This is a genomic window from Paenibacillus glycanilyticus, from assembly GCF_023715145.1.
Classification (GTDB): Bacteria; Bacillota; Bacilli; order Paenibacillales; family Paenibacillaceae; genus Pristimantibacillus; species Pristimantibacillus glycanilyticus_A.
Window position 1 is genome coordinate 302,142 of the sequence record NZ_JAMBNP010000002.1, and the last position, 17,998, is coordinate 320,139.

The window sequence follows — 17,998 nt, forward strand, 5'->3', positions numbered from 1 at the left end:
CATGCAAGCGCTGTTCAATCAGATCCGTCGGTTGACGCTGTTCGAAGTTGCGCTGCTCGCCAGCCTGCTGCTGCTGGCAGCGTTCCTCGCGCTGCCAATCGTGTTCATTATCAATCACGCATTCAAGCCTTATAACGAGCTGTTCCAGTTTCCTCCGACCTTTCTGGTCAAGGAGCCGACGTTATCCAACTTCTATGATCTCTTCCTGCGCTCCTCGGCAAGCATAGTACCTTTCTCGCGTTATTTGTTTAACAGCATCATCGTTACTTCCATCTCGCTCTTTGCCGTTATCGTTTCTTGTTCCATGGCAGCTTACGTATTGTCCAAATACCGGTTTGGCCTCAAGAAAGCGGTTATGGCCATGATCATGCTGTCTCTCATGTTCGCGCCGGAGACTGTGGCCATTCCCCGGTATCTGATCATCAGCTGGCTGCAGATTAATAACACCTACTTCGGGCATATCCTGCCGTTTATTGCATCGCCCGTTGCCGTGTTTCTAATGAAGCAGTTCGTTGACCAGATTCCTAATGAGCTCGTGGAGGCGGCCAAGGTGGACGGAGCATCGGAGGTCCGCATCTTCCTGCAGATCGTTATGCCGCTTGCGATGCCTGCGCTGGCGACAATCGCCATCATTACGTTTCAGAGCGTATGGAGCGACGGGCAGGCTTCGACTCTCTTCATGCAGGACGAGACGATGAAGACGCTGCCTTACTATATTACGACGCTCACGAGCGGCGCCAATAATACGGTGGCCGGCCAAGGCATGGCTGCCGCGGCGGGACTGCTCATGTTTCTGCCGAATCTCATGATCTTCCTGTTCGCGCAAAAGCGGATTATGGAGACGATGGTCCATTCCGGCGTGAAATAAAGCCAGAGAAGAGGGTTTCATATGCGTAAATACATGCCGTTATTAGGGCTTATGCTCTTGCTGGCGTTGTTGTTTCCGAATAGCGCCTCCGCAAGGGAGCCTTATTATACGTTCTATCTTGATCACGGTACCGGCGGCGCAAGCAACAGATTGTACTATATGCAGGATATCTACGCGACGGGGATGAGCGTTGCAAATGAGGGCAAGTTTTCTCTAAGCGGTCCCAGCGATCTGTATATCGACGGGAACGATCAGCTCTTCGTAGCGGATACGGGAAATAATCGCATTGTCGTGTTTGACAGAGAGGGTCATTTTCTTCGCGAAATAGGAGGGCAGGAAGGCAAAAGCGCCCTTAACGCGCCGGAAGGCGTGTTCGTCACGTCGGAAGGCGAGATGTATGTCGCCGATACGGGCAACCGCCGGATTGCGGTGTTTGACGCTCAGGGGAAATTCGTGAAGGAGTTCCAGAAGCCGGTTAATTCGCTGGTGCCCAAATCCTTCTATTTCGTTCCGGTCAAGATCGTTGTTGATGCCCGGGGCATGATGTATATCGTCTCGAAGGGCTCCTATCAGGGCCTTGTCCGAATCGACAAGTACGGGGAATTCACGGGGTTTCTGGGCGGAAATAAAGCTAGCGTGACGCTGCTGGACCGAATCAAGAAAGCAATCTTCACGGAGGAGCAGATGGCGCAAGAGAGCAGGAAGCTGCCTCAGGAACTCAGCAATATCACGCTCGACCATTCAGGCTTCTTGTTTACGGCGACGCTTGGCGTCACTGCCGACCAGGTGAAGAAGCTGACCGCCGGAGGGCAAAACCGGCTGAGCGACTCGGGGGTCATTACGGGATCCGACCAGATCGTTGATATTGCTGCCGACACGCGGGACTTCTATTATGTCCTGGACCGCAAAGTAACGGGAGATGAGGACATTGACAGCATGATCTCCGTATTCAGCCCGCAGGGCTTGGAGCTGTTTACATTCGGGAGTGTCCGGAAGCAATCGGAACGGCGCGGGGTGCTCTCTTATCCCGCCAGTATCGGGATCGATTCGAAGGACCGGCTCTGGGTGCTCGATTCGGATTTGAACATGCTCCAGGCTTACGACCGGACCGCGTTTGGCAAAGCCATTCTCGATGCGGCGTCCGACTATTACATGGGTGACTACGAGAAAGGCGCGGACAACTGGCGCAAGGTGAGCATGCTCAACGAGACGATCAACCTGACGTATCTAGGGCTGGGCGAAGCCGCCCAGAAGGAAGGACGCGTCGTTGAAGCTATGCGGGATTTCAAAATCTCTTATGACGTAGAAGGCTACTCCGAGGCGTTCTGGACCTACCGGATGGATTGGCTCGAGCGGAATTTTGGTTACCTGGTTGCGGCAATGGCCGGCCTCTGGCTCGCCTACCGCTTCGGGATCAGGAGATTGATTCATTATTATCTCGTCCGCACTCCCGAGGCCTTGAAGGGAATTACGCGGGATTTGCGGGATTGCGGATATACGATGCTGCATCCTTATGAAGGATTTTACCGGATCAAAGGAAGGAACGTTTCCTACTGGAGCCTGCTGATTATCTTGCTGCTTGTCACGGGTGTGAAGCTAGCATCCATGTACGGGAGCGGGTATATTTTCAATCCGGTTGATCTGCGGCGAATTCAGCCTTGGACAGAGCTTCTCATTTTCTTTGTTCCCGTGTTCACCTGGGTGATTGCCAACTATTTGGTCAGCACGGTCAAGGATGGGGAAGGGCGTTTCCGGGAAGTGCTGCAAGCCAGCGTGTTTGCCTTGCTGCCCTATGCGCTGCTCTCCGTTCCGGTTATCTTGCTTACCAATATCCTCGTTCTGGAAGAAGGCATTCTTGTCTCCTCCATAACGAGCATCATGTGGCTGTGGGTGGTGCTGCTGTTCTTTGTCAGCTCGCAGGTCATTCACAACTTCGATTTTATTGAAAATTTCAAAAACTCGGCCATCACGGTCGGCACAATCGGGATCATCTGGCTGTTTGTCGTCATCAGCGCAGGCTTGACGTTTAACCTGTCGGATTTCATTTATCAGCTGTATAAGGAGGTCGCTTTCCTTGGGTAGCTTAATTAACTTCAGACCACGACGGAAAGTCCTTCTCACAGCCGTCATTCTCGTCGCTGCAGCAGGGATCGTGCTTTATGCAAGAAGCCAGCTGGATAGCTCCTTGACGGATAAGACCGGTATCGATATGCGAAAGCCTCAAGCTGCAGCCGTGCTTGCGGGTAAGGTGTGGCAGGCGGATGGCGTGAATGGAGGGGGCTTTGCCGAAGCGGCGCGCAATGCCGGTTACGCTCTTGAGTTCCAGCAGTCGACGGGGCAAATAAGAGTGAAGAATCTCCAAAGCGGTCAGGAATGGAGCAGCAATCCGAGTCCATCCGCGCTGGCCAAGGAAACGGTAGCGGGCGATCTGCGCACGAACCTGCAATCGCCGTTTATCCTGGAATATTACGAGCAGGCTTCCATCCAGCGGAAGGTAGCGAACGCTCTTGGTTCGGGTACGAAATGGACGGTCACGAAGCAGAAGGACGGCATAGCCGTCCAATATGATCTGGCCCAGCTTCAAATCAAGTTCAGCTTGATCTACACGCTAACCGAAAATGGATTGCAAGTTGCGATTCCGGACAGCGAATTTGAAGAAAGCGGAAATAACCGCATCGTGTCTATCGAAGTGCTGCCGTTCTTCGGGGCGGCCGGAACGGATGAAACGGGTTATCTCTTTGTTCCGGACGGCCCGGGTGCGCTTATGCATTTCCCGCGCAGCCGCCAGCTTATCGGCAAAGGTTATAATCAGCCCGTTTACGGGCCCGAGATTACGACTAAATCATCGAATTTTGACTCGACGGCCGTGTATCCTTCCCTTCCGGTATTTGGCATGAAAAAAGGAGAAGAAGCCTTCCTGGCCGTGATCAAGGCAGGAGCAACAAAGGCGGCGATACGCGCATTGCCTTCTGGGGTGGCCAGCTCGTTTAATTCCATTAACGCCAAATTCGTTTACCGCGAGGAGTATGACCGCCGTCTTAGCCTGGGCGGTAAAGCCACAAGAGTCTTCGAGGAGGAGCGGACACCGCTCGACGGGGAGATTGAGTATTCCTTCCTGACAGGCAAAGAAGCGGATTATGTGGGGATGGCCAAGCGGTATCGCGAAGAATTGACATCGGAGGGCAAGCTTCAGCCGCTTCAGAAAGCTGATGGCCATGTGCCCTTTGAGCTGATGATTATTTGCGGCAACTCGAACCGATACAATAACGACTACGAAGCAGCTACTACTTTCGTTCAGGCCGAGGAAATCATGAAGGATTTGAAGCAGTCCGGCGTAGAGCATGCGCGCATCACGCTCGATGGCTGGCAAAGCCACGGCAGGCTTCATAATACGGATCCTTTTGATGTCGAGAAAAAGCTTGGCGGCAAGGCCGGTTTGAGGGCGCTTGTGAACAAGGCGCATGAGCTCGGCTATGAGATCGTGCTGAATGTTGATTTTGTTGAGGCCGATTCCGAGACCGACGACTTGTCTCCAAAGAACTTTGGCGTTCGTTCGGCCGAAGGCGACGTTCTGCTCTTTGACAGCGATTTTATTCTAACCCCTAATGTGACCTACCATTTGGCGAAGAAGCTGGTACATGAAGCGAAAGCTGTCGGCGTCGACGGCGTGCTGTACGAGGAGCTGGGGAGCTTTGTTACCCGCGACTACAATCCGAATTACAAGTATACGCGTGACGATACGGCTCTTATTTATAACTCGATCCTGGATATGACACGCAAGGAACTGGGGTTTGGCGGCGTATATCTCGGCAATTCCTATTCCTTTGGCCATATCGACCACATCAATGGGATACCCGGGGATACGAACCATTTCTACATGGTTGACGAGATGGTTCCATTCATGCCGATTGCCCTGCACGGCAGTATTAGCTATACCATGGCGCCGGGCAACCTGCGCAACTCCACGGAGGCGGAAAGGCTGAAGGGGATTGAGTACGGTGCCGTGCCAACCTTCATGCTGACGGCGGAGTCAAGCCGTACGTTACTCGATACGACCACGTACGGTATTTTCAGCAGCCGGTACGAGCAGTGGAAGAAGCAGGCGCTTGGGGAATATGCGGACATGAAAAGAATGGCTTCCTTCGATAATCAGCCGATTACGGATCATTATGAGAGCGAGGCCGGCGTTTACGTGACGGAGTACGGCAATGGCGTCCGCGTGACGGTCGACTACAATAACGGACGATTCGACGTGGAAGGGGAGGTGAGCCGATGAACGCCCGGGCGAAGGGAATGGCCAAGTTAGCCTATAAGTGGAGAAGTTACGGAGCGGGCTATTTGTTTATGCTGCCCTGGATGATCGGATTCGCCGTGTTTATGGCCTTTCCGATTGGCTGGTCGCTGTATCTGGCCTTTCAGAAAGTCAGCTTGTCCGGCACCGGATTCAAGTATTCCTACATCGGCATGCAGAACTTCAAGGATGCGTTATTCAAGGATAACGAATTTACGATCCAGCTTCTTGTCTTTATGCAGCAGATGATTTTTATGATTCCGATCATCATCATTTTCTCGCTGTGCGTCTCCCTTCTGCTTAATCAGCAGTTTCCCGGACGCTTTCTCTTCCGGGCCATCTTCTTCTTGCCGGTTATCTTCTCTACCGGCCAAGTGCTGACGGAACTGTTTCAGCAGGGAGCGGGAGACGTACCTTTTATCGCGCAGTACGGAATCGATACTTACGTCACCGAGAATTTCAGCAAATCGCTCGCGGATCCGCTGCTGAACATTCTTGGCATGATGATCCTGATCCTATGGTCGTCGGGGGTGCAGATCCTTATCTTTATCGCGGGCTTCCAGACGATTTCCAAATCGATCTACGAAGCCGTTCGCATCGACGGGGCATCGCCGTGGACCAGCTTCTGGAAAATCACGCTGCCTGGCGTCAAGCCGTTCATCGCCTTGAACCTGCTCTATACGATGGTCGATCTGTTCACTTTTCCGTTTAATCCCATTATGGAACAGATCAAATCGAACATGTTCAACATTTCAACCGGTTACGGTTACGCAAGCGCCATTGCTTGGCTCTACTTTATCTTCATTATGATTCTGATTGCACTCATTATGCTGTTCCTTAACAGCTCCAATAAGGCGAGGAGGGCCTAGAGATGAAGACCGAAGCTGTCGTCCGGCGGTACACGCGCCAGGTCCGTTCCTATGTTAACAGCCGCAAGGCTCAGCGGATCAAGCTGGCGGTGCTTGGTCAGCACATGAATGACGGGCTGCTCGCCAAGCTGTTTATTTACTTCATGTTATCGATTATTGCGTATTTGTACCTTCAGCCGTTTTTTTACATGATCAGCACCATGCTGAAGGGGCTCTCCGATCTGCTGGACCCTACGGTGAAATGGATCCCGCGGACGATCGATTGGGATAATCTCTCCCGCGCGTTTAAAGGACTCAGTTATCCGCGTGCCTTCATGAATTCCATGCTGCTCGCGGCGGGCGGTTCGCTGCTTCAGGTATTTGTATGCGCCATAACCGGTTATGCGCTTGCGCGGCTGCAATTTCCCGGGAAGAAGCTGTTCTTCGCGCTAGTCTTCCTGACTTTCCTGATCCCGCCGCAAGTGATCATGATTCCGCTGTATGTAACCTTCAGCAAGCTGGGCTGGCTCGGTACGCCGTTTGTCTTTCTTATTCCGGCGCTGCTTGGGCAAGGAATTAAGAGCGCGCTGTTCATCATTATTTTCCGGCAGTTTTTCCTCTCTCTTCCGAAGGCGCTCGAGGAGGCAGCGATGATCGACGGAGCTTCCATGTTCCGGCTGTTCCTCCGGATTATCATGCCGCTTGCTTCATCGGCATGCCTGGTTGTTTTCTTGTTCTCTTTCATCTGGTATTGGAACGAAGGTTATCTGACCTCCATGTTCCTCTCGGGTGATTTCATCCCGCTGTCCAACAAATTGTCGGGGCTTGAGGCGGCTATCTTCGGCGACAATCCAAGCATGGCGACGATGACGCAAAATCCGGTGACGGAAGGAACCAAGATGGCCGGCGCATTCCTGATCGTGTTCCCGCCGCTTGTTCTCTATATGATTGCCCAGCGCTGGTTTGTCGAAGGAATCGAACGTACGGGTTTAGTGGATTGACCGGCGCTGGATGGCTTGAAAGGGGTGATGCGGGAAGCAGAAGACGGGGGATATCAGGGGTCTGCAGCATTGGAAACGAATCAAGGGGAGCTAACGGCAATTCTTAGGTCTTAATAATCGATTCATAAAACGGGAGGATTAGTCCATGACAAAGAAAAGATTATCGATGATGCTATTTTCCGTAATGATGCTGTTCACGCTTATTCTGAGCGCTTGCACAAGCAATAATAACAAGCCGTCCAACATGCCGTCCGAATCTCCTGCGGCAAGTGCAGAGGCATCGGAGAAACCGTCCGAAGAGCCGGTCACGCTGACTTACATTCGCGGTTCCGCCGTGTCCCCGAATGAACAAAAGGTTCTGGATATGTTCCATGAGAAATACCCGAACATTTCCGTTAATATCGCCCTTGCCGATGGCGGCGGCGTAAACGACATGCTGGAGAAAGCTACGGCGCTTCAGGCTGCTGGTACTCCGGCGGACATTATTTGGGTCCAGGATACCATTCCGTTTGCGAAGGATAATCTTCTGGTTGATTTGTCGCCTTATATGAAGTCGGATTCGGTGCTCAGCACGGCCAAAATTCCGGCAAGCTCGCTTGAAGCGCTGCAATTCAAAGGGCAGCAGCTCGCCATTCCGCGCGCGGAAAATCCGATTATCGTTTATGTGAACAAGGATCTGCTCGCTAAGCACGGTATCGATATGCCGGCAAACAACTGGACCTGGGAGGACTACCGCGAAATCGCGAAGAAAGTGACGGATCCAAGCGTTGGCGAGTACGGCATTGCGTACGGCCATTTCAACTCCATCATTACAGCCGGGGTGCTTGGCGTAGCTAACGGCACGTCTCCTAACCTGTACTTTATGGATCAGGATTGGAAGCAAAGCCTGATGACAACGCCTGAAGCAAAAAGCGACATCGAATGGATTAAGAACCTGCAGGACGTTGACCACTCCATCGGGGTATGGGCTGATCTTGAAAAATCCGGTACGGATTGGATGAAGGGCAATGTCGCGTTCGAAATTCACGGAGTTTGGGAAGGCAAAAACAAACGCGAAAATGCCAAGTTTAACTGGGATGTATTGCCGCTTCCAGCCGGCAAAGCGAAGCAAGTCGGCTATACGGTAGGTACGGGCATCGGCGTGCTTAGCGCTTCCAAGCATCAGGATGCGGCAGTGAAGTACCTCTCGTTCATGAATACCGTTGAAGCACAGCAGATCATGCTGCAGAACGGCGACTTCCCGCTTACGGAAGACCAAGAGCTGAAGGATGCGCTGATCGAAACTCCGATCTGGAAAGGCACGAATATCCTTGCCACAATTGGCGTTGAAATGAGAGCCGAGCCGGTTGGCAAAATCGTTGGCGCTTCGGAATACGTGCAATGGTGGAGCGACGAAGTACAGCATGCATTCAAAGAAGGCGAAGATCTGAACAAGCCGATTTTCGAAAAAGCGGAGCATTTCAACGAGTATACCCTGGGTCTGCGCAAAGAGCTGGGCCTGGATTAAGATACGAAGGAGAGATTCGGCAATGAAACAAGGCAAGAAGAGGGTACCGCAATATTCCACGGCAGGCTTTTACGGAATTGAAGGAAGTCCGAGACAAGTATTTAACTTCAATCCGGGCTGGCGTTTCCTTAAAGGGGATGCACCGGGCGCTCATGAGGCGCAGTTCGATGACAGAGACTGGGAGGCAGCAGCGCTGCCTCACGGCCTCGAGATTCTCGGCGAGAACGCGAGCGGGATGCGCAATTACCAAGGTACGGCTTGGTACCGGAAGCAGTTTATTCTTCCTGAGGAGTTAAAAGGCAAGCGGACCGTTATTCATTTCGAAGCGGTCATGGGAATTGCCGATGTTTGGGTGAACGGACAGCCAGCCGTGCGGCATTTGGGCGGTTATCTTCCTTTCGCGGCGGATATCAGCCACCTTGTTTATTCTGATGGCCGGGAGAACATCATTGCCGTGCGGGCAGACAATTCCAATGATCCGACCTATCCGCCGGGCAAGCCGCAGGACTATCTGGATTTCAGCTACCTCGGGGGGATTTACCGCGATGTGTACCTGATCGCAACGGAGCAGCTGCATGTGACGCATAACCTGCTAAGTTCAACGGTTGCCGGCGGGGGTGTATTTATTGGCATTCGCGATGTCTCCGAAAGACAGGCGGATATTGAAGTGAGGACGGAAGTGGAGAATGAGGACGGGGCTAACCGCTGCTTCACGCTGCGCACCGTGCTTGAGAATGAGGACGGCAAGGAATTGCTCGTCTTCGAAGAGATGGCAGAGCTGAAATCCGGCGAGAAGGGAACATTCGTCCAGAAGATGGACGCGCGGGACGTAAGACTGTGGCATCCGAATGATCCATATCTCCATTTCATCCGGACGGAAGTGCTGGAGAACGGGAATATCGTCGACAGCTTCAAAACGAGGTTTGGCATCCGCTTGTTCGAGATGCGCGGCGACGAAGGCTTCTTCGTTAACAAATCCTATATCGGGGAAAAACTGAGCGGCGTCAACCGCCATCAGGATTACGTATACGTCGGCAATGCCTTGCCGAATTCCGGCCAATGGCGCGATGCGGTGCTGCTCCGCGAAGGCGGCTCCAACGTTGTGCGCGCCGCCCATTATCCGCTGGCATCCGCGTTTATGGACGCTTGCGACGAACTCGGATTGCTCGTTACGGTAGCGAATCCGGGCTGGCAATTCTACAATAACGAGGATCCCGTATTCGAACAGCGCGTATTCGAGGATACGCGCGCGATGGTAAGGCGCGATCGGAACCGTCCGGCTGTCCTTCTATGGGAAACGGCGCTTAACGAGACGGATGATCAGCCGGTCTCCATGCTGAAGGAAATGCACCGGATTGTCCATAAAGAATTCCCGTTCCCGGGCGCGTTCACCTGCGCGGACGTGGACAGCGCCAAAGAAGCCGGCTTCGACTTCTACTATCATGGCAGCATGCAAGACGAGAAATGCTCGCTCACCAGGGAATACGGCGATGGCGGCGAAGTCGATAACTTTGGTTCCCAGAATGCGATGACCCGCGTGAAGCGCGAATGGGGGGAGCTTGCGATGCTCAATCAGGCGATGATCCGGGCCAGAGATCTCGATGATGTCTACTCAACGCCTCCGAAGCGCGTAGGAGCAACGGTATGGTGCGGAATTGACCATCAACGGGGCTACCATCCGGATCCGTTCCTTGGCGGGGTGCTTGACCTGTACCGCGTGCCTCGTTACTCCTATTATTTGTTCAAGAGCCAATACGCTCCCGACTTTAAGCTGAAGGGGATTGAAACGGGCCCAATGGTCTACATTACCCACGAGCTGACACAGGTATCCGGCAGCGATGTGATCCTGTTCACGAACTGCGAAGAAGTCCGGTTGACCTGGCTTGGCCAAGTGATTGGCACACAAAAGCCGGAGCCGAATTACACGGCGATGCCGCATCCGCCCGTTGTGTTCAAGGATGTATTCGACTTCCATGAAATCTCGTCGAACTGGCGTCACCGGACGGGCGAGATTGAAATGGTGGCAGAAGGCTTAATTAACGGTGAGGTAGTCTGCCGTGAAGTAAAAGTCTATTCGGAATGGCTGGCCGGCGTGAAGCTCGAGGTGGACGACGTACATATCGGCCTGGCCGCCGACGGCTCCGATTTTATTCCGGTTCGTGCCGTGCTCGTCGATCATAAAGGCGTTCCGAAGGTGCTTGGCAATGAATACATTCACTTTGTGGTTGAGGGACCGGGCGAGATTGTTGACGGTCCAGTCCCGGGCGCTAATCCGATGCGTACGCAGTTCGGGACGGCAACGGCATTCGTTCGGGCAACGACGGAGTCCGGCGAGATTGCCGTAAAAGCATTCTGCAACGGTCTTGCATCCGATCAGATCGTCATTCGTTCCGTGAAGCCTGCCCTGCCGCTCATTTACGATCCTTCGTATGCGGAAGAAAGCCGCAAAGCCGAATCGAAAGCGAATGCTCCGGCTGTTGCTGCCGCGCTAGCCGTTGCCGTATCCGGCAATGATGCGGAAGCGATTCAGAAGCTGGAGGCAACCATCAAGCGCCTGCAGCTGGAGCTGACCAGCAAAGAGCAGGATATTATGGAATTGCGGGGAAGCCGCGCGTAATCGATCAGGGAGAAGCCCCGAGCATCTGTATCCATTGCTCGGGGCTTTCTTTTGCCCTCCGGAATCAGAAAGATTGGATGGTCTAAGTTCCGTCCAATTGGATGGTTACAGAAGCCGGGTTGAAATTTATGATGAGTTCAAGAACATCATCATGTAAAGGGTGGTTACAAATGAAGGAATTAATCTCTTTTATTTTTCTGACATTAGCGTTTATCTCTGGTCCATTTCTGATCGTATGGTTCGGGCGTCAGGCTATTAGCGGCGAGGAGCTTCTGGAGGCCGAGGGACAGCATCATTAATCTCGCTGCGCGCAAAGTAAAATGACGTATGCTTATTGTCCGAATTGTGGACAGCGCATACGTCATTTTTATTTCGCCAAGGTCTCTCTCAAGGCTAAAGCGAATTTATCGATACCCGTCTCGATTTCCTCTATTGAAGCCCGGGCGTAGGATAATCTGACATAACCCGGTTCGGTGCCAAACACAGTGCCCGGAATAAAAAGAACGCCATTCTTGATTCCGTTGTTCAGCAGCCCGTAGTCCTTGACTTCCTCGTTGATTTTACACCAGAGACTTAACCCGCCTTGGGGCAATTCGAAAGAAACCTTGCTTCCAAGCTTGCGGTACAGGGCTTCGGCCATCACATCCCGGCGAAGACGCAAAGAGTCTCTCAGACGCTCCAGATGAGGGGCTAGCGCATTGGATTCAAGCAGATGCGCGGCTATCCATTGCGGGAAAATGCTCAGGCCGAAATCCATCTGCTGCCGTGCGTCCGACAAGCGCCGGATGACGGCTTCAGGGGCAGCCATCCAGCCGATCCGCAGTCCGGAAGCAGCCACTTTGGACAACGAACCGATGTATAAGACACTGCCGCTCCGGTCTAAAGCCTTGATGGGAGAAGGGGCTGCTTCATCGAAAGAGGTCATGCTGAACGGATCATCCTCAACGATTGGAATTCCTAGCTGTTCACAGCAGCTTAGAACCTCTGCTTTTCGTACAGGACTCATTACGGCACCTGTCGGATTCTGATAATTCGGATTAAGAAATACCATCCGGATCCGGTGCTGCTTATATAATGCTCGGATATCATCCGGCTTAACCCCATGCTCATCTACGGATAAACCAAACAAGCGGATTCCCGCGGACTGAAACATGGGTAAAGAGTAGCAATAGGATGGATTCTCAATAGCAATGGCATCACCGGGACTGAGCAGACATTGCGTGATGAGATATAAGGACTGCTGCGAGCCGGATGTCACCAGAATCGATTCATCGGTTGCCTGAATTCCCCGCTGTTCATGAAGGAATGAAGTTATTGCCTTGCGGAGCGGGACATAACCCTGCGGATCCCCGTATCCAAGCGTCTCGCGAAACGGCAGGCTTTGCATCAGGCTTCTGATTTCTTCATTAGGCGAAAGCTCGGGAGCCAGCTCTCCGTTAGCGAAATTAATAAACGGTTCTCTGCTTTGATCCGCTTCCCTTATTCTCCGCATAAAGGGCAGATTGGGAAGAAGGGTGCCCCCTTCGACATAATGGTTCCAATTGGGGGAAGGATCCATTCCCCATTTATGTCCGCAGACGCGGGTGCCGCTTCCCGTTAAGCTCTCGATCATTCCGAGCGAGCGAATATTCTCATAGGCTTGTACAATCGTGCTTCGATTAACGCCTAATTGATCGGCCAGTTTGCGTTCCGAAGGCAGGAGACTTCCGGGAGGCAGTTCTCCTAGTGTAATCCTCTGCTCCAAATACGCCGCGATTTGTTGATACAGCGGCTGCTTGCTGTTTCTATCCGGTTTCCACATGGTACTCACCTTTCCGAGCAGTTGCTGATTAATCTAGATTAACATAATACAGCAAATAAGAGCACTCTGCCCGAAAAGACGGAGTGTCCTTAGGTTTTCTATAAAGTGACTTTCGTGCGCAGCGAGCGCTTATATTCGTTGGGCCTCATGCCCGTGTAATTCTTGAACGTATTCGAGAAATACGAATAATGGGAAAATCCTACTTTCTCGGCCAGCTCGTAGTTGCGGAATCTTCCTTCGCTTAAATAATGCTTCGCAAGTTCAATTCGCCGCTCCAATACATAATCTATCGCCGATTTGCCAAGCTCCTTCTTGAACAGAAGGCTGAAGTGGGAAGGACTTAATCCAGCCTCCAGCGCAATATCGTTAATCGTAAGCTTGTCCGCGATATGCCGATGAATGTAATCCAAGGCGCGGGCAATCTCTGCGCGAACGGTTGCCGTACCCGCGGTTGCGGCATCCCGCTCACGCAGCCAAACGCGCAACAGCTCGATAGCTTCCGCCAGGCGTTCCGCCTGACCAAAGGCAGGCCACTCCGGTAAGGAGGAATCCTGGCGCAGGAATGACTCAAGAGACTGCAGCCAGGCATAAACCTCCTCCGGCTCCGGTCGATAGAGAAGAAGCAGCGCAAATATGCTATTCAAGCTTTTCTGGGCTGGAGCCGATTCCGCCTCGTAACGCAAGGAGACGGCCAGTACATTCAATTCCAGCTGCAGAGCTTCGGTAAGCGGATGAAATTCGGGAACCTGGTCCGCAAAGATGGAGTGGGAGCTCTCCTTGTAGAAGCGGTGAATAAATAATCGCTCGGCCTGCTTGTAGCCTTCCCTGATCATGGAAGGGGAAGACAGGCGGCTGCTCACGGCTAAGGTGACGGACAGATTCAAATAGGAACGAAGCGGAGCCGCGATAGCCCGTTCAAGCTGCAGACATTTGTTTCTTGACTCTTCCTGGCTCTGAGCCGGTTCTTGCAGCAGCAATATGGAGAATTTGCCGAATTCCAGCGGGAAGAGCTCGAACTGTTCGGGAAATAAGAGCTGGAGGGAGTCCCGGATAACATCCAGCATGCTGTTTTCCACCAGATGATGATCCTTCTCCGAATAGGCGTCGAGAAAGGGACCAAGCCCATCAATCTGACCAAGAATCATAACGAAAGCGTCCGATTCCAGATGAATGCCAAGCGCTTTGGCTTGGGTTGTGATTTCGTTATCCTCTTCGTATACACGGGACAGCAGCTGCTTCAGGAAGTATTTGCGAAGCGGATATTGAACAGCGCCTGCCGTCCCGACATCCACCAAATCCCGGTGGGCGGTCACGATGAGATTATTAGCCGAATCGCCAAGCTTATGAAGCAGGGATTGTTCATCAACGACCGGCAATTTGATCTCAATTAGCGAAATATCCGGCAGCAGCCTTCTGACAAGCTCGAGTGCCTCCTCGCCATTTGACGCTTTTCCGATAATTTTGCAGTTCCGTTTGTTCCAAGGGAGTTGTCCGTGATTGATAGCCTCGTCATCTACAAGGATTAGTGTTTTCATGCTGAACCTCCATGCAATAGGAGTATAAGTACATCCATCATAAGGCCGGCATGACCGGTAAAACAGTGAGCAATTCCACGGAAACTAACACGATTCAACGGAAAAGCATAATCCTGCGATGCCGATGAATAGTTCAATTTTTCGTGGGATTGTTGCTGTTAAACGCCGAGGTTATTTAGTACATTTAACGCTATATCATCGGGGAGGCGACTAGGCAATGGAACGGTCCATTTACGTAAAAGATTTCACAGACGGGGACGATGCCAGCCGGATAAGGGCGGCCATCGAACGGGCGATTGCTGCAGGCGCAGCGAAGGTTGTATTTGAACCGGGCCGTTATATCCTGCAAAGTACGGTTATCTTTGAAACGGAAGGCTTTGAGCATGATGCCAGCAGTACGGAAGCCGGCTTTAAAGACTGCCATATCGTTGTGCAGGGCGCTAGAGGTCTGACGCTCCAAGGCGCGGTTGATGAGCAAGGCGAACCAGCTACCGTATTGGTTGGATATAATGATGGACGTATTCACGGCTATCTGCCTTCTATATTGTGGTGCGAGGATTGCGAGGAGCTGACGCTGAACAGCTTGGCCTTTACCCGGGAGCCGAATTTCGCTTCGGCAGGCGTCATTATTCACAAAGACGACCGGCATACGGTTGTTGAAGTGTTCGAAGGGAACCGCTGCGAGGAGACGATGGGGGCGTACTGCATGAACCGATTCGATCCGGGCACGGGCGCGCTTACCGGAGAAAGCGTCACCTATGGCTATGGGACGGAGAAGCCTTGGGTACGCACCGGAGAACGGCAGCTGACGCTCGAGGATGCCGATGTAGCCTCCAAGGTACGGGTCGGAGAGTTTTTGTCCTGGCATCAGGGAGCGAGAACGGATTTTCAGACCTATTTTGCCAGATGCAACGATCTGCAGCTCTCCAATATCCGGACATTAAACGCAAACGGATTTGCGATGCTGGCGGAAAGCTGCCGAGGCATCTCCGCTGAGCGTGTTGTCTTCCGGCCTGACGGGAACAAATTGTTCACCGCTCCGCGCGATGCCTGGAAGCTGTTCAAGTGCAGCGGGGAAATCCATATCTCAGGCATGCATATAGAAGGCGTTAGGATGGATGGCCAGAATATGCACAGCAATTGGCTGGAGCTGGAGCAAATCGTCCATAAGCGCGAAGCGGTATTTTACTGCAAGTATACCTTTGCCCCGTTGATAACCGGAAGCACGGTGGAGTGCCATATCGGCGAGGATACCTTTCCATTAACCGTCGCAGACTGGAAGCATGAAGCGAAGCGCGGATTGGGACATCTGTATCGTATTCAATTCCATGAGGATTTGCCTGTTGGGACGGCAAACGGGATGCTGGCGGCAGCAGCGTGCTGGGAGCCGGACCGCTATGTGTGCAAAGATTCTTCTTTTATCAATATTGCGGGAGCCGGACATCTTGTCCGTTACGATCATCTGTATTTGCTTAACAACTTGTACAAAAACACGATGAATCCCGGTGTTCTGCTAGGCGCCGAGCTGCCGGTCCATTCCGAGGGCGGCCATGCGACGGATATTATGATCAAGGATTGCGAGTTCGATAATTGCGGGTTCTTCCCCCGTTACGGGGCAGCAGGCTGCATCGGCATCAAGTCCGCAGGATTCAGCGGGAAGTACAACAAGAATATCATGATCGTGAACAACGTCATGCGGAATTCGGAGATTGGAGTCCATTGCTTGGATGGGGATGAAGTCTATGTGATCCGCAACACCTTTGACCATGTGGCTGCTCCTGTGCTTGCGGATGAATCGGTTGGCGGTTATATTTTCGAGCAGCACAGCAGGATTGCGAATGCGGTCTCCGGAAAATAAGGCATGTTCAAAAAGCCCGTCGGCTGCGTCTGCAACCGCCGGGCTTCTTGGTTTGGGTAGGCTTGTCAGGCTTTCACTCCAAGCCGTTCATCCTGAACATAAAGCCGACGCCTCGGACGTTGCGAATATACCGCTGACAGCCGGAAGGGGCGAGCTTTTTGCGCAAATAATGAATGTAGACCTCAATGGAGCTTATGCCGACCTCCGCATGGCAGCCCCGAACCTGGCTGAGCAGCTGCTCCTTCGATAAAACCTGTTCCCGGTTTAACAACAAATATTCGAGCAGTTCGAATTCCTTCGCCGATAGATATAACGGTTCGCCGCAAGCAAAGGCTTCTTTCGTGCGGGGATTGACGGAGAGCTCTCCGTATTGAATCTCGCTAGTCATTCGTCTCACCTTTCCGGTTCGTCATTATGGCTGTGTCTCGTATTATATCAACCTAAACTTAATGAACTCTTAGAAAAGATCACGCGGAGGCGAGTATGCATGCTTCATCACTTTCCTGTATGATAATGTGGTAAGGAAAGGAAGGTTAGAAGCGATGGGCAGGCAAGCGATAACGGAAACAAACGGATTTGCTTTTTTAATTACTCTTGCAACCGCCTTAGGCGGAGGAATCATCTTTCATCTGTTGAATACACCGATTCCATGGCTGCTTGGGCCAATGATTGCGGTGTTGATTGGTACGAACGTATGGAAAGGCAAATACAGATGGCCAGGTCAAATCCGCAATACCGGCATGATTATTGTCGGCTATACGATTGGACTGTCCATGACGGGGTCCGCCCTCAGAGAAATGGGGGAGCAGCTTCCGACGATGTGCCTGATGACGGTTATCCTGCTGCTCTTATGCGGAGGGATTGCTTATGCGGTTTCCAAGCTGTCCGATACGGATTTCAAGACGGCTTTATTGGGCAGCATTCCGGGGGGCTTATCGCAAGTGCTGGCGCTGGCAGAGGAAACCAAGGGCGTTAATCTGACGGTTGTAACGGTTACGCAGGTGGTCCGGCTGATGATCATTGTCATTGGCATTCCGTTACTCGTCTTTAGCCCGGTCTTTGGACAGGTGCATGATGCTGCGGCAGCAGCCGTAGCCGTAACGGCCAAGCATAATGATTGGGCAGGCTTATTCCCGAATATCCTTGTATTCGCTCCAGTATGCGCCTTATGCGCGATAGCCGGCAACCGGATCAACTTCCCGACGGCGTTCCTGCTTGGCCCCGCGCTTGCGACGGCTATTCTGCAAGGAATCGGGCTGCATGGTCCATCGCTTCCAGCGGGATTAATCAGCGCGGCGCAGCTGATGATTGGCACCTACGTTGGCCTGCTGCTTAAGCCGGGCAAGCTTCAGCGGAAAGCTAGAACCTTTGCTTTTGCCATAGGTAGCGGTCTGGTGCTTATGTTATGCGCATGGGGACTTTGCGAGCTAATGACGCTCTTGCACCCGGTGTCCAGGCCTACCGCTTTGCTTAGTCTTGCTCCGGGAGGAATGGATCAGATGGGCATACTGGCGCATGAGATTAATGCCGATCTGTCAATGGTATCGGGTTATCAATTATTCCGGACCTTCTTTATCTTCTTTGCGGTACCGCCGCTGCTGCGTCTCCTATTCCGAATAAGTCCGAAAGGCTCGCGTGCCGAGCAGCCGCATTAATCCTGTAAACGGGAGGA

The 17,998-nt window shown here is 52.5% G+C and carries 13 protein-coding genes; 10 read left to right on the top strand and 3 right to left on the bottom strand.

Features of this window, described 5'->3' with window-relative positions; translation table 11 throughout:
• The first annotated feature begins 1 nt into the window (after position 1).
• The 8 genes from M3194_RS06595 to M3194_RS31205 all read left to right on the top strand — a co-directional run bounded on the left by M3194_RS06595 (position 2) and on the right by M3194_RS31205 (position 11,431).
• Positions 2-868 carry a carbohydrate ABC transporter permease gene (locus M3194_RS06595; RefSeq protein WP_251652639.1) on the top strand — a complete coding sequence of 289 codons (867 nt, stop codon included), beginning with the start codon at positions 2-4 and terminating at the stop codon, positions 866-868.
• Positions 869-889: 21 nt separating this feature from the next.
• Positions 890-2,950 (top strand): YIP1 family protein, encoded by a 2,061-nt coding sequence (locus tag M3194_RS06600; protein ID WP_251652640.1) that lies wholly within the window; start codon positions 890-892, stop codon positions 2,948-2,950.
• On the top strand, positions 2,943-5,144 hold the full coding sequence (locus M3194_RS06605) for a DUF5696 domain-containing protein (RefSeq protein ID WP_251652641.1): 2,202 nt from the start codon (positions 2,943-2,945) through the stop codon (positions 5,142-5,144). The genes M3194_RS06600 and M3194_RS06605 overlap by 8 nt, the downstream gene beginning before the upstream one ends.
• Positions 5,141-6,028, top strand: a complete 888-nt coding sequence (locus tag M3194_RS06610) for a carbohydrate ABC transporter permease (RefSeq protein WP_251652642.1) — start codon at positions 5,141-5,143, stop codon at positions 6,026-6,028. The genes M3194_RS06605 and M3194_RS06610 overlap by 4 nt, the downstream gene beginning before the upstream one ends.
• A 2-nt stretch (positions 6,029-6,030) precedes the next feature.
• A complete protein-coding gene (locus M3194_RS06615; RefSeq protein WP_251652643.1) occupies positions 6,031-7,008 on the top strand; it encodes a carbohydrate ABC transporter permease in 978 nt (325 codons plus the stop codon).
• Between the two features lie 145 nt (positions 7,009-7,153).
• On the top strand, positions 7,154-8,515 hold the full coding sequence (locus M3194_RS06620; protein ID WP_251652644.1) for an ABC transporter substrate-binding protein: 1,362 nt from the start codon (positions 7,154-7,156) through the stop codon (positions 8,513-8,515).
• 22 nt (positions 8,516-8,537) lie between these two features.
• Positions 8,538-11,132: a glycoside hydrolase family 2 protein gene (locus tag M3194_RS06625; protein WP_251652645.1), complete on the top strand. Its 2,595-nt coding sequence runs from the start codon at positions 8,538-8,540 to the stop codon at positions 11,130-11,132.
• Positions 11,133-11,302: 170 nt separating this feature from the next.
• Positions 11,303-11,431 (top strand): hypothetical protein, encoded by a 129-nt coding sequence (locus M3194_RS31205; protein WP_285889157.1) that lies wholly within the window; start codon positions 11,303-11,305, stop codon positions 11,429-11,431.
• Positions 11,432-11,499: 68 nt separating this feature from the next.
• Here the strand turns inward: M3194_RS31205 and pdxR are convergent, their stop codons facing one another.
• On the bottom strand, positions 11,500-12,933 hold the full coding sequence (gene pdxR / locus M3194_RS06630; RefSeq protein ID WP_251652646.1) for a MocR-like pyridoxine biosynthesis transcription factor PdxR: 1,434 nt from the start codon (positions 12,931-12,933) through the stop codon (positions 11,500-11,502).
• Positions 12,934-13,031: 98 nt separating this feature from the next.
• Complete coding sequence (locus M3194_RS06635) at positions 13,032-14,468, bottom strand: helix-turn-helix domain-containing protein (protein WP_251652647.1); 1,437 nt, start codon at positions 14,466-14,468, stop codon at positions 13,032-13,034.
• A 217-nt stretch (positions 14,469-14,685) separates the two neighbouring features.
• Between M3194_RS06635 and M3194_RS06640 the strand changes: the two genes are divergently transcribed.
• The gene (locus tag M3194_RS06640) at positions 14,686-16,326 is read left to right on the top strand and encodes a hypothetical protein (protein WP_251652648.1); all 1,641 of its coding nucleotides are present in this window, start codon (positions 14,686-14,688) and stop codon (positions 16,324-16,326) included.
• 73 nt (positions 16,327-16,399) lie between these two features.
• On the opposite strand, the gene M3194_RS06645 is transcribed toward M3194_RS06640, so the two are convergent.
• Positions 16,400-16,714 carry a winged helix-turn-helix domain-containing protein gene (locus tag M3194_RS06645; protein WP_251652649.1) on the bottom strand — a complete coding sequence of 105 codons (315 nt, stop codon included), beginning with the start codon at positions 16,712-16,714 and terminating at the stop codon, positions 16,400-16,402.
• A gap of 154 nt (positions 16,715-16,868) precedes the next feature.
• On the opposite strand from M3194_RS06645, the gene M3194_RS06650 reads away from it, so the two are divergent.
• On the top strand, positions 16,869-17,981 hold the full coding sequence (locus M3194_RS06650) for an AbrB family transcriptional regulator (RefSeq protein ID WP_251652650.1): 1,113 nt from the start codon (positions 16,869-16,871) through the stop codon (positions 17,979-17,981).
• Positions 17,982-17,998 lie beyond the last annotated feature (17 nt).